Source organism: Xanthomonas sp. 3498, from assembly GCF_014199795.1.
GTDB lineage: Bacteria > Pseudomonadota > Gammaproteobacteria > Xanthomonadales > Xanthomonadaceae > Xanthomonas_A > Xanthomonas_A rydalmerensis.
On the sequence record NZ_JACHOH010000001.1, the window covers coordinates 1,187,777 to 1,200,052 of the forward strand.

9 protein-coding genes are annotated in these 12,276 nt (G+C 68.3%); 4 read left to right on the plus strand and 5 right to left on the minus strand.

Features of this window, described 5'->3' with window-relative positions; genetic code table 11:
• Window positions 1–8: 8 nt before the first annotated feature.
• The 4 genes from GGR66_RS04735 to GGR66_RS04750 form a co-directional block, all read right to left on the minus strand.
• Complete coding sequence (locus GGR66_RS04735; protein WP_184447481.1) at window positions 9–1,520, minus strand: tryptophan halogenase family protein; 1,512 nt, start codon at window positions 1,518–1,520, stop codon at window positions 9–11.
• A gap of 31 nt (window positions 1,521–1,551) precedes the next feature.
• Window positions 1,552–2,553, minus strand: a complete 1,002-nt coding sequence (locus GGR66_RS04740) for a cupin-like domain-containing protein (protein ID WP_184447387.1) — start codon at window positions 2,551–2,553, stop codon at window positions 1,552–1,554.
• A 21-nt stretch (window positions 2,554–2,574) separates the two neighbouring features.
• Window positions 2,575–3,333: a SapC family protein gene (locus GGR66_RS04745; RefSeq protein WP_184447388.1), complete on the minus strand. Its 759-nt coding sequence runs from the start codon at window positions 3,331–3,333 to the stop codon at window positions 2,575–2,577.
• A 94-nt stretch (window positions 3,334–3,427) separates the two neighbouring features.
• Window positions 3,428–6,559 carry a TonB-dependent receptor gene (locus GGR66_RS04750; protein ID WP_184447389.1) on the minus strand — a complete coding sequence of 1,044 codons (3,132 nt, stop codon included), beginning with the start codon at window positions 6,557–6,559 and terminating at the stop codon, window positions 3,428–3,430.
• A gap of 402 nt (window positions 6,560–6,961) precedes the next feature.
• Between GGR66_RS04750 and GGR66_RS04755 the strand changes: the two genes are divergently transcribed.
• The 4 genes from GGR66_RS04755 (at window position 6,962) to GGR66_RS04770 (ending at window position 11,640) form a co-directional block, all read left to right on the plus strand.
• A complete protein-coding gene (locus GGR66_RS04755; protein WP_326520935.1) occupies window positions 6,962–7,957 on the plus strand; it encodes a LacI family DNA-binding transcriptional regulator in 996 nt (331 codons plus the stop codon).
• Window positions 7,958–8,944: 987 nt separating this feature from the next.
• Complete coding sequence (locus GGR66_RS04760; protein ID WP_184447390.1) at window positions 8,945–9,763, plus strand: L,D-transpeptidase family protein; 819 nt, start codon at window positions 8,945–8,947, stop codon at window positions 9,761–9,763.
• Window positions 9,760–11,055, plus strand: coding sequence for an APC family permease (locus tag GGR66_RS04765; RefSeq protein WP_184447391.1), 1,296 nt, complete (start codon window positions 9,760–9,762; stop codon window positions 11,053–11,055). Before GGR66_RS04760 ends, GGR66_RS04765 begins: the two co-directional genes overlap by 4 nt.
• 87 nt (window positions 11,056–11,142) lie before the next feature.
• Window positions 11,143–11,640: a hypothetical protein gene (locus GGR66_RS04770; protein ID WP_184447392.1), complete on the plus strand. Its 498-nt coding sequence runs from the start codon at window positions 11,143–11,145 to the stop codon at window positions 11,638–11,640.
• 130 nt (window positions 11,641–11,770) lie between these two features.
• Here GGR66_RS04770 and GGR66_RS04775 read toward each other — a convergent pair whose 3' ends face one another.
• Complete coding sequence (locus GGR66_RS04775) at window positions 11,771–12,274, minus strand: hypothetical protein (protein ID WP_184447393.1); 504 nt, start codon at window positions 12,272–12,274, stop codon at window positions 11,771–11,773.
• Between the last annotated feature and the right edge of the window lie 2 nt (window positions 12,275–12,276).

Sequence of the window (12,276 nt, forward strand, 5' to 3'; positions counted from 1 at the left end):
ATGTGCTGCTACGCCAGGGAAACGCTCCGTTGCCAGACGTCGGGCGCCGCCTTGCAATAGCGTTCGATGAACTCCGCCTGCGACGGCATCGCGGCACTCGCCTGCTGCAGCGGCTGGCGGATCCGCAGCAACAGCGTGCGCAGGTCCGCGTCGTCGATGGCGGCAGCCAGCGGGTGCGGCGGTCCCGGCTGGATGCCCTGTCCCAGCAATACGCTGGTCCACGAATCCACGCGGAACAGTTCGCCGGGGTCCTGCCAGGCATGCGCCCGTTCGCGCCAGGCGCGCAGCCGGAGCGCGAGCGACTCGGGCAGTGCCATCTCACGGCAGGCTTTCCACATCGGCTCGTCGCGCTGGGTGGCGTGGTAGTGCAGGATGATGAAGTCGCGCACGTGCTCCATCTCCTGGCGACTGACCGTGTTGTACAGCTCCACCAGCGCTGGGCTGATGCCCTCGCTTGGAAACAGCTGGATCAGGCGCACCACGGCGCTGATGGTCAGGTGGATGCTGGTCGATTCCAGCGGCTCGATGAAGCCGCTGGCCAGGCCCAGCGCCACCACGTTCCTGTTCCATGCCTGCAACCTGCGCCCGCTGCGGAACGGCACCAGCCACGGATCCCGCAGCGGCGGGCCGTCGACGTCGCGCAGCAGCTTGGCGTGCGCCTCGTCGTCGGACATGTGGCGACTGGAGAACACCAGCCCGCAGCCGACCCGGTGCTGCAGGGCGATATGCCAGCGCCACCCGGCCTCGTGCGCGATGGCACGGGTATACGGCACCGGCGGCGCGACCGCCTCGGTCTGCACCGCGACGGCGCGATCGCTGGGCAACCAGTCGTGCCAGTCCTCGTAGCCGGTGTGCAGGGTCTGCTCGGTCAGCAGGCCACGGAACCCGGTGCAGTCGATGAACAGGTCGCCCTCGATGATCTGCCCGTCTTCCAGCAGCAACGACGCGACGGAGCCGTCATGCGCATGTTGCCGCACCTCGCGGATCTGTCCTTCGATCCGGCGCAGGCCATGCGCTTCGGCCTTCTTGCGCAGGAATTTCGCGTAGAGCGCGGCGTCGAAGTGGTAGGCGTAACTGACCTGCGGCTGGGTGTCCAGCGCGAACTTGTCGCCGCGCGAGGCGATGCTTTCCAGGCAGAAATCGCCAAGGTCCGACGGCATACCCCGGCGCAGGCTGTCCAGCCAGAAATGATGGAACGGCGTGGCCCAGGTGCCCTGTCCGATGGTGCCGAACGGATGGATGAAGCGATCGCCGGGGCGGCGCCAATGCTCGAACGAGATCGACAGCTTGAACGTGCCGGCCACGGCACGCAGGAACTCCTGCTCGTCGATCTGCAGGAAGCGGTGGAAGGTGCGGATCGGCGGCACGGTCGACTCGCCGACGCCCACCGTGCCGATCTGCTCGGACTCCACCAGGGTGATGTCCAGGCGATCGCGAAACTGGTGGGCCAGCGCGCAGCCGGCCAGCCAGCCAGCGGTGCCGCCGCCGGCGATGACGACCTTGCGGATGCGCCCGTCCATGGTGGTGGCGAGAGTCAAGTCGATGCTCCCATCAGCGATTGAGCCGTGCCAGCAACTGCGCGCGCGTGCGGCGCGCCCGTGCCTCGTCGAACGGGGCCAGCTCGCCCCGGGCGGCCTCGGGCAGATGCTGGCCTGCACGTTCGCCGGGACCGAACACGTAGTAGTCGAAGAGCTTCGCCCAGGCCTGCTTCTCGCGTGCCGGCAGATCGCGCAGCGCCCACATCGCGTGCTGCAGCGCCGTCAGCGGCGAGGGCAGAAAGGCCGGCGCGCTGCGCCACCAGTAGTTCACCAGCACGTTGAACGGCGCCAGGCTGCGCACGTGGTGCCACCACATGCTCGGGATGAACAGCGCATCGCCCGGCTCCAGCTCGACGTGCTGCGCGCTGGCGAGGGCATCGCGGAAACGCGGATAACGCGCGAAGTCGGGGCGATCGACATCCACCACGCTGACCACCTGGCCGCCCGGCGTCGGTTCCAGCGGTCCCGGATACAGGTTGTCGATCTGCTCGGGCGGAAACAGGGTGACGCGGCGTCGGCCCACGGCACAGCAGGCGAGGTTGTCCGGCGTGTCGAAATGGCAGGAGGCGGTGACGCGGTTGCCGATCCAGATGCTGGCCGGCGCATCGATGCCCTGCCCGGCCAGGCCGGCGTCGTTGACCTGCGCGAACCCCGGCAGCGCCCGCTCGATCGGCAGCGATGCGACATAGTAGGTGGGCGGCCGCAGGTCCTCGAGGGTGGCGGCGATCGCATCCAGCACCTGCGTCAGCGGTCCGCGCCGGACCTCGAAATTCAACTGGGTGAAGTCCGCGTTGTAGAACGGGCGCCCCTCGATCCCGGGTTCGCCGAAGGAGTACGGAACCGGCACGCCCGCATCGAAACCGCGCAGGTAGGCCAATGCGTCCTGCGTGGAGCGCAAGCCGGCCTGGACCAAGCCCCAGTCGCGCGCGATGCCGCGCAAGACCACCGGCTCCCCGGCCGCCACCAGCGCCTGCAATGGCAGGGCCGTGGGCTGCACGCCCTCCAGTGTCCGCATGGCCGCGCCGTCCGGCACCGCTCAGTTCCTACCTGCGGTGACGGCGGCATCCTGCAGGCGCAGGCGTCGCTGTTTCTCGGCGATCAGGCGGCGCATGTTGTGCAGCGAAGCCAGCATCAGGTACGCGCCCTCCAGATAGCCGGCGCGGTTGAGCGCGGCCAGCGCAGGACCGTCCAGCCCGGCCAGGCGTTCGCGGTCGATCGCATGCAGGCCGTTGACGCCGACCCGATGCTGCGCATCGAGTTGCACGTCGAGCGCGACGGGCTGGATCAACCCCTGTGCATCGAGCGCGGCGAACATGTCCGCGCCGAACGCATGGCCCTCATGGATGCCGCGCAGCACCCCGGCGATGTGGTCGAGATAGGGCGTGTTGCCGCCCTGCGGCAGGAACACCGGCTCGCCCTGCATCGCGGTCACCCGCGGATGCTCCATGTCCACGTGCAGGACCGCTTCCTGGCTGAGCACGCCATCGATCCGCTGCTCCTGGAACCCGATGAGGAACGGCCCCTTGGCCGCCGCCCCGGGCAGATAGGACGCCGTCCAGCGCCGCTCGTGCAGGAACAGGTTCTCGTGCTGCTCGAACCCCAGCAACGCCACGGACTGCCACGCGCCGGTCGCCGGATCCTTGCGCAGGAAGATCGGATACTCGCGCTGCAACTCGGCGAACTCGCTCGGGTAGGCCGGCAGCATGCCCACCGCATCGCCGAACTCGGGGCCGAAGTCGGTGGCCACGCGCAGGTCGCGGTGGGCGATGTTGTTGAGCATTTCGTAACGCGGCATGGTGGTGCGCACTCCCGGTGGAGCCTGGCACGGGACACCGCCGCAACCGCGGCGGCGCCCGTGACGACATGCGAAGAGATCCTCTCCGCCTTCCTCAGAACTTGTAGCGAACGCCCAGCATGTAACGCGGACTCTGGTCGGCCAGCTTGACGATCATCTGCGAGGTGCGCGAGCGCCAGCGCACGTCCTCGCCGGTCAGGTTGATCGCCTCCAGCCCGAACGACCAGTTGTCGTTCAACGTGTAGTTCACGCTGAGGTCCCACTGTTCGTACGGTTCCACATAGTACGGATTGCGGCTGGTGCCCTGGTTGGCCAGGATCAGGTACTGGTCGCGCCAGTTCCAGGCCAGGCGCACCGACCAGCCGTACTTTTCGTACATCAGCACCGCATTGGCGGTGTCGCTCAGGCCGGTGAGCGCGAACTGGTCGATGCTGGGGTCGCCGGCATTGTCGTAGCCGACGTCACCTTTGACGATGGTGTAGTTGGCGAGGATGCCGAACCCGGTGTCGCCGAGGAAGTACTGCCCGCCGAGTTCCCAGCCATGCAGCTTGGCCTGGTTCTGGTTGATCGGGCGGTTGACGTTGAACTCGTACAACGGATCGTCGGCCTCGCCGTAGAGATCGTAGGCCGCTTCGGTCGCCAGCACCTGCGCGCCGGTGCCGTTGTAGGCGGCCAGGCCGGCCGGGTTGTTGCGCAGCAAGGCCAGCGCAGTGAACAACGACGTATCGTTGGCCGAGCAGGCCGCCGCATTGGCCGGGCCGACCTGGGCAAGGCAGGCACCGCTGGTGAGGAACCCCAGGGCGGTCCTCGCGTCCGGACCGGAGGTCGGATCGCGCAGGCCGTACAGCGTCTCCTGCACCACGGTATTGCCGACGAAATTGTTGACCGACTTGTTCCAGTACGTCACCGACAGATAGCTCGCGTCGGCGAAGTACCACTCCAGCGCCAGGTCGAGGTTGTCGGATTCCAGCGGCTTCAACGACGGGTTCTGTGCGGTGCCGCTGGCCCGCGAGGACGGATCGATCAGCACCGAACCGAATGGCTGCTGTGCCCCGGGACCGGCATAGAGGTTGCCGATCGGCGCACGCGCGATGCTCTTGCCGAACGAGACGCGCCCCTTCAGCGTCTCGCTGAGATCGATGCTGAAATCGAGGTTGGGCAGGATGTAGCTGTAGCTGGTCTTTTCGCTGAACGGTTGCTGCTCGTTGGACAGCACCACGCGGAAGTCGTTGTTGGACTGCCACTCGATCGCTTCGGGCGTGGCGATGACGGAGGTCGACACCACGTCGGTGGTTTCGTAGCGCACGCCCAGCCGGGTATTGGTGCGCATGCCGGCCAGCTCGCCATCCAGCTCGACCTGGAAATAGGCCGAGCGGGTCTTCTCTTCCACGAAGTTGTCGGCGGCGCGCTGCGGGCTCACGCCCAGGCCGACGCCGTACTGGCTGGCCGCCCATTCCGCGAGCCGGCCCGCATCGCCCCGCCATGCCGGCCAACTGCTGCCGCCGTAGTCATGGAACAGGCCGATGATGTTGACCGGCTGCATCAGGTTCATCAGGCCGCCGGCGGTATCCCGGTCGACATTGGCCACGCCCCAGTCGCCCAGGGTGGAATACGCCTCGGCGGCCTGGATGCGATGGGTGGTCGACTTGTTGCTGTCCACGCCGAACTGGAAGCGGCCCTGGTCGAAGCTCCACTCGCCATCCACGCGGGCCTGCTTGATCTGGCTGATCTGGCTCTGCGAGTTGACCCGCAGCACCTGCGTACCGATCTCGCCCGGCACGAAGCCCGGGTTGACCACGCCGTTGGTCCTGGCCGCGGCGTCGGCGTCGCTCGGATACCAGACCTGTGTGCCGATCGGCAGGCCGTTGTTGAAGTTCAGCTCCTGCACCCAGGACCCGCCGCATTGCGGACCGGAGGTGCAGTTGTTGGTGCCGGCGATGCTCATGAAGATGGAGCCGCCACCGGTCAGCGGATCGTTCGGGCGGCTTTCGTTCTTCGAGTCGTGCGCGTCGAAGCTGAGCTTGAGCCGGTCGGTCACGTTCCACACCGCGTTCAGACCGAGCGAACCCAGCTTGTACTTCTGCATGCTGCGCTGCTGCTCGAGGCCGAAATCCTTGGTGCCGGCGATTTCGCGGATGTAGGTCGGCACGGCCACCGCGCCGCTGGTATCGAACGTCACATCGGTGTAGTTGCTGTTCTGCAGCCACATGCCCTGCTCGCCACGATTCTCGGTGATCTCGTTGGTCGAATAGGTGTAGTCCAGGGTCAAGGTCAGGCTGTCGGTGGGCGCGAACTGCAGCACCGCCTGGCCGTTGACGCGCTCGCGCTCGAACTCGGAGAACGCATAGCGCAAGTCGTTCGGTCGTGCGTACAGCGCACCGGCCTGCGGCGCGTTGACCACGGTCGGGTTGCCGGGCATTGAGCCGGTCCACGGCTGCACGTTCCAATAGTTCTCCGTGGCCTGCACCGAGCCGCCCTTGCGCTTCTGGTAGCTCGCGCTCACGCCGACGCCGAAGGTCTTGTCCGGGTTGCTGTAGCTGAAGATGCCGGACAGTTCGGGCGTCAGGTCGTCGTCGAACGGCTGGCTGCGGTCGGAGACCGCCTTGGCGCCGGCGCTGGCGACGATGCCCTGGTGGTCGAACGGGCGCGCAGTCAGGATGTTGATGGTGGCACCGATGCCGCCGCTGGGCATGTTGGCCTGGCTGGTCTTGTAGACCTCGATGCCATTGATCGCTTCGGCGGCGAGCTGGGCGAAGTTGAAGGCGCGGGTGCCGCCGTCGACACCGCCAATGGCGACCTGCCCGGCAGCGCCGAACGCATCGGCGCCAGGCATCTGCCGCCCGTTGAGCGTCACCATGTTGAACTGCGGGCCGAAGCCGCGCGCGGTGACCTGTGCGCCTTCGCCGTCGCGTCGCTCGATGGAGATGCCGGTGATGCGCTGCAGCGACTCGGCCAGGTTGGTGTCGGGGAACTTGCCGATGTCCTCGGCACTGATGGCATCCACCACACCCGCGGAATCGCGCTTGATGTCCATCGCCTGGCTGAGGCTGTTGCGCAGGCCGGTGACCTGCACGGTGTCCAGCTGCGTCGGGCTGCTCTGCGCCTGTTGCTCTGCCGCCGGTGCCGGCGTCGACGCGTCCTGCGCGAATGCGGGATTGATGACCAGGACGCCACCGACGAAGGTGAACATGGCCCTGGATTTGAACTTCGCCAGCGTGCGGCTCATGGACGAGCCCCCAGGTCTGGGCTACGACGGAACATAGAAGCGCTCATGACTCTCCCCTCTGACATGCGATCGATGGATGTATCGCCCCTCCCCCAAGAGGCACGCACGGGCGATGCCCGTCTTCCACGCCGAACATCGCAGCGCGCTGTGCGTTCGCTGCGACTCAAAACTCCGTTTCAGGATTGCCAGACGACGCGCGATAAAGGCTCCCCCCGAGCCCGACTGCCGCTGATTGATAGCGCTATCATCGCGTCGAGCGCAGACTACGCACCTGGGATATCGCTTGTCATCATGCGTCGCAACAAAGGACCGCATTCCTTGAAGAGCACCTCCAAAACGACGCGTCGAAGAGGGAGCGCCATCACCATCGACGACGTCGCGGCGCATGCGGGCGTCTCGCCGATGACCGTCTCGCGCGTCACCCATGGCCATGCCGGCGTACGCGAGAGCACGCGCGAGCGGGTGATGCGCAGCGTGCGCGCCCTGGATTACCGGCCCAACCCGGCCGCCAGCGCCCTCGCCGCGGCGCAGCACACCTGCATCGCGTTGATCTACACCAATCCCAGTTCCAGCTATCTGCGCGAACTGCTGGTCGGCGCGCTGCGCGGATCCACCCGCGCGGCGGCGCAGTTGGTGATCGCCACCTGGGATGGGTTGGGTCCGCGTGCACGCCGCGCCGCCGCGCACACGCTCTGCACCAGCGTGGCGGGCGTGCTTCTCCCGGCACCGTTGTGCGAATCGAAGGCCATCGTCGCCGTGTTCGCCGACGCCGGGATTCCCGTCGTCTCCATCGCGTCCGGCCGGTTCAGCGACAGGATTTCCTGCGTGCGCATCGACGACCGCCGCGCCAGCCATGACCTGGTGTCGCACCTGATCGCGCACGGGCATACCCGCATCGGCTACATCACCGGCGACCCGAACCAGACCGCCAGTGCGCACCGCTGGCAGGGCTACCGGGATGCCCTGGCCGATGCCGGCATCGGCTACGACGCCGCGCTGGTGCAGCCGGGCGACTTCACCTATCGCGCCGGCCTGGAGGCGGCCGAACGGTTGTTGGCCTTGCAGGCGCGCCCGAGCGCGATTTTCGCGAGCAACGACGACATGGCCTCGGCCGTGGTGTCGGTGGCGCACCGTCGCCGCCTGAAGGTACCCGAGGATCTGTCGGTGGTGGGGTTCGACGATACGTCGGCGGCGACGATGGTGTGGCCGGAGCTGACCACCATCCATCAACCGGTGGCGGACATGACCGACACGGCGATCGACCTGCTGCTGCGGGAGATCCGGCAGGCCGCTGGCGCGGAGCGCCTCAGGGTCAATCACGTGGTGCCGCACCGCCTGGTCACGCGCGACTCCGTCTCGCGGCCGCTGGCGGTTCGCGTGCCATCGGGCGAGCCGTGAGGCCGGCGCGCTGGCGTTGTTATTGGTGCTGTCGCAGGTATCGCTTCGGCTGTTGACGTTGCCGTTGCTTCTGCTGTTGATGTTGCTGTTGTTCTGGCTTTTGACTTACCGGGTCCCCCTTCCGAAGCGGCGGCCATCCCGGGGAAAAACCTCGAAGGGGCGGCGCACAAGGACGTGCGCCGTCCGCGGCAGGGGCAGGATGCCCCTTCCGCGGATCCCCGGGATGGACGCGGACCCGGAGCGCGTTAGCGCGGAGGGCGCGAGGCAGGGTGTGCTTTCTTTTGGTTACTTTTCTTTGCACAAGCAAAGAAAAGTAACTCGCCGCCAGGCGAAAGCTTTGCTCTTGCTCTTGCTCTTGCTGCTGCCGCAGCTGGATTGCAGGAGCGACTTGAGCGGCGCCAGGGATTATCGATCACGTCGGTCGCGGCTAAAGCCGCTCCTACAGTCTTTCTCATCCGACTCAAGCTTGAAGCAACAGCAAAGGCTTTCGCCCTTTCGGGCGAGTTACTTTTCTTTGCTCGCGCAAAGAAAAGGTAACCAAAAGAAAGCGCGCCCTGCCTACGCGCCCTCCGTGCTGCGCGCTCCGGGTCCGCGAACCAGACGGGATCCGCGGAAGGGGCATCCTGCCCCTGCCGCGGACGGCGCACGTCCATGTGCGCCGCCCTTCGGGTTTTTCCCGCCTGGTTCGCCGCTTCGGAAGGGAACCCGGCAAGTCAAAAGCCAGAGCAACAGCAACAGCAAAAGCAGGAGCAACGGCAACGGCAACGGCAACGGCATGGATCAGCTTGCCCTGGTGCGGCATGGGCACCCACGACACAACACCGCTACCACTGCCCACACTTCACCTGCACATACACCACCCGCCATCCACTACATCGGCCGAATTGCCGGCAAGCGAGCGGCACCAGCGCGCGCCATCCGCCTCGTAACTGCGCTACCGTTCACCCATGGCGCGCCCACCCGCCCATGCTGCCACCGGAGATGCCCATGCCCCTGCGCCATCGGTCCCCTGCCACGCCACTGCACGCCGGCCGCCACCGCGCCTGGCGCATCGGCCTGGCCCTGCTGTGCCTCCTGATCGCCGCGCCGGGCGTGGCCGCCGATAACGGCGCCGTGCCCGCGTTGCAGCGCGCGCAGCAACTGATCCTGGTACTGGCGCCGGACTGGGACAGCCCGCAGGGGCGGCTGCAGGCATTCGAGCGAGACGCGCACGGGTGGCACGCGCACGGGCAGGCCTTCGACGTGAGCCTCGGCCGCCACGGCAGCGCCTGGGGCCTGGGCCTGCATCCGGCACAAGCGGATGGTCCGCAGAAGCGCGAAGGCGACGGCCGCAGCCCGGCCGGGGTGTTCACCATCGGCGAGGCCTTCGGCTACGCGCCGCGTATCGACAGCGCCATGCCCTACCAAGCGATGCAGCAGAGCAACTACTGCATCGATGTGCCGGACTCGCCGCTGTACAACCGCATCGTCGATGCCAAGGACGTCGGCAGCGCCGCGGTCGCCGGGTCCACCGAACCCATGCGCCTGGACCTCCAACACGACGGCGACCAGCGTTATCGCGAAGGCTTCGTGATCCAGCACAACGCGCAGGCCACGCCCGGCGCCGGCAGCTGCATCTTCGCCCACCTGTGGCGCGCCCCGGGCGCCCCCACCGCCGGCTGCACCGCGATGCAGCCGGCCGACATGCAGCGGCTGCTGGCGTGGCTGCAGCCGTCCGCCGCGCCGCTGTTCGTGCTGCTGCCGCGCAGTGCCTACCAACGCCTGCAGGCCGACTGGGCGCTGCCGGCCGTGGAGCCGGCACCGTGAGCCAGGCGCCCGCGCCCGGGCTGGTGCGTGCGGTCAGCCGTTGGCAGATCGTCGGGTTGTCGATCAACGACGTGATCGGCAGCGGCATCTACCTGCTGCCGGCGGCCACCGCTGCCCTGCTCGGGCCGCTGAGCCTGTGGGCGGTGCTGCTGGCCGGCGTGGCGGTGGCGCTGTTGGTGCTGTGCTACGCGCAGGCCGCCAGCTACTTCGACGAACCCGGCGGCAGCTATCTGTATGCGCGCGAGGCATTCGGCCGTTTCGCCGGCTTCGAGATCGGCTGGATGATCTGGCTGACCCGGATCAGTTCGGCGGCCGCGCTGAGCAACGGCCTGGCCGATGCGGTGGTGCGCTTCTGGCCGGCCGCGGCCAGTGGCGGCGCACGCCTGGCCATCGTGGTCGGCTCGCTCGGTCTGCTCACCGCGATCAACGTGATCGGGGTGAAGTCGGCCGCGCGCACCGGCGTGGCGCTGGTGATCGGTAAGCTGGTGCCGCTGCTGCTGTTCGTGGCGATCGGCGTGTTCTACGTGGACTGGTCGTGGGCGTTCTCGGGCAAGACCCCGGACCCGCGCGATGTCGGCAATCTGGGCGAGGCAGCCTTGTTGCTGCTGTTCGCCTACGCCGGGTTCGAGAACATCCCGGCCGCCGCCGGCGAGTACCGCAATCCGCGCCGCGACGTGCCGTTCGCACTGATCACCATGATCGTCACCGTCACCCTGATCTATGCCGCGGTGCAGGTGGTGGCGCAGGGCACGCTGCCCAACGTGGCGCAGTCGGCGACGCCGCTGGCCGATGCCGCCAGCGGCTTCGGCGGCGAGGCGCTGGCGCTGATCCTCACCGTGGGCGCCACCATCTCCATCCTCGGCACCACCAGCAATACGGTGATGCTGGGACCGCGCTTCCTGTTCGCGCTGGCCAAGGACGGCTACGGCCCGGCGTTCCTGGCGCGGGTGCATCCGCGCTTTCGCACGCCGGCCGCGGCGATCCTGCTGCAGGGCGTGCTGTCGCTGGCGCTGGCCCTGTCCGGGTCGTTCGTGCAGTTGGCGCTGCTGTCGATGGTGACCCGCCTGTTCGCCTACATCGGCACCGCCGCGGCGGTGCTGGTGCTGGCGCGGCGCTATGGTGACCGGCCCGGTGCGCTGCGCCTGCCGGGCGGGCCGTTGATTCCGCTGGCGGCGCTGTTGCTGGCGTTGGCGCTGCTGCTCAGCGCCAGTTGGCAGAACCTGGCCGCCGCGGGCGTGGCGCTGCTGGTCGGTGCGCTGTTCTATCGATTCCCGCGCAAGGACGCGGCGTGAACGCCTTCACGCCGCCTTGCGTGCAGGTCACGCGCGGATAACCGCGGCGCCCGGACGCTGGATGCCCGCCAGCAAGAGCCGACCGCCATGAAACGACGCCGCGTCTACAGCGCTCCGGATCTGCCCACCGCCACCCGTGCGCTGCAGGCCGCGCGCGGCGCCGGCCTCGACAACGACGACCTGTCGCTGGTCGCCCGCGGCGACATCGAGCTGGAAGCCATCCCCGATGACCGCAAGGAAGGCAAGACCGACACCGTGCCGGCGGCCGCGCGCGGCGCCCTCGGCGGCGGTGCAGCCGGGCTGCTGGCCGGGTTGGCGGCGATCGCGGTGCCCCCGCTGGGCATCACCTTGGCCGGCGCCGGGGTCATGGCGATCGCCGGCGCCCTGGTCGGCAGTTGGTCCTCGGCCCTGGTCGGGTCCACCGTGCCGGACCCGGTACGGCGCAACTTCGAAGAGGAGATCGAAGCCGGGCGCATCCTCGTGGTGATCGAAGGCGAGCCGGAACAGTTGGATGCCGCCGATGCGCCGCTGCAGGCGGCCGGCACCACGGCACTGCCCTACGAAGCGGCGGCTGCCGCGCACTGAGGCCACACCGGCGGCTGGGTACATTGCGCGAGACCTCGATGCTGCACAGGTCGTTGCGCTGGATGGTCTGCGAGACCTAAACGCCGCGAGAAGACTGCCATCGCGTCGTCATCGGTGGGCGCGCCCCTCATCAGACCGGCGGTAGCGACCGCATGCGCACCAACAGGCCGGCGGCGTAGACCAACCCATAGGCGATCAGCGCCGCGGCGATGCTCATGGTCAGCGGACTGGCGTTCTGCAGGGTCTGCGCGCTGCCGCCGGAGAACGCGCCGCTGGCCCAGCGCCAGGCCAGGCGCCCGAGCAACAGCACGCTCAGCGCGGCGCCGATCCACGGGTTGGGCGTGTAACAGCGCGCGCCGTCCTGCAGCTCGATGCGGGTGTGGTGCAGGGCGAAGGCGCCCAGCGCGGCGCCGCCCACCGCGCCCAGCGCCATGCCCAGGCGCACGGCGGGCAAGTGCGCGGCCAGCCAGGTCAGCAGGGCCGCGACCAGCAGCAGGAACCCAAGCCGCACACCGGTGCGCCGCGGCTGCCAGGGCTGGCGGCCGAAGTAGCGGCGGATGCGCCGGTAATACAGCCAGCCGACCCCGGCCGTGGCTAGGTACGGGGTCAACAAGGCGATGCCGTTGGCGGCCATGG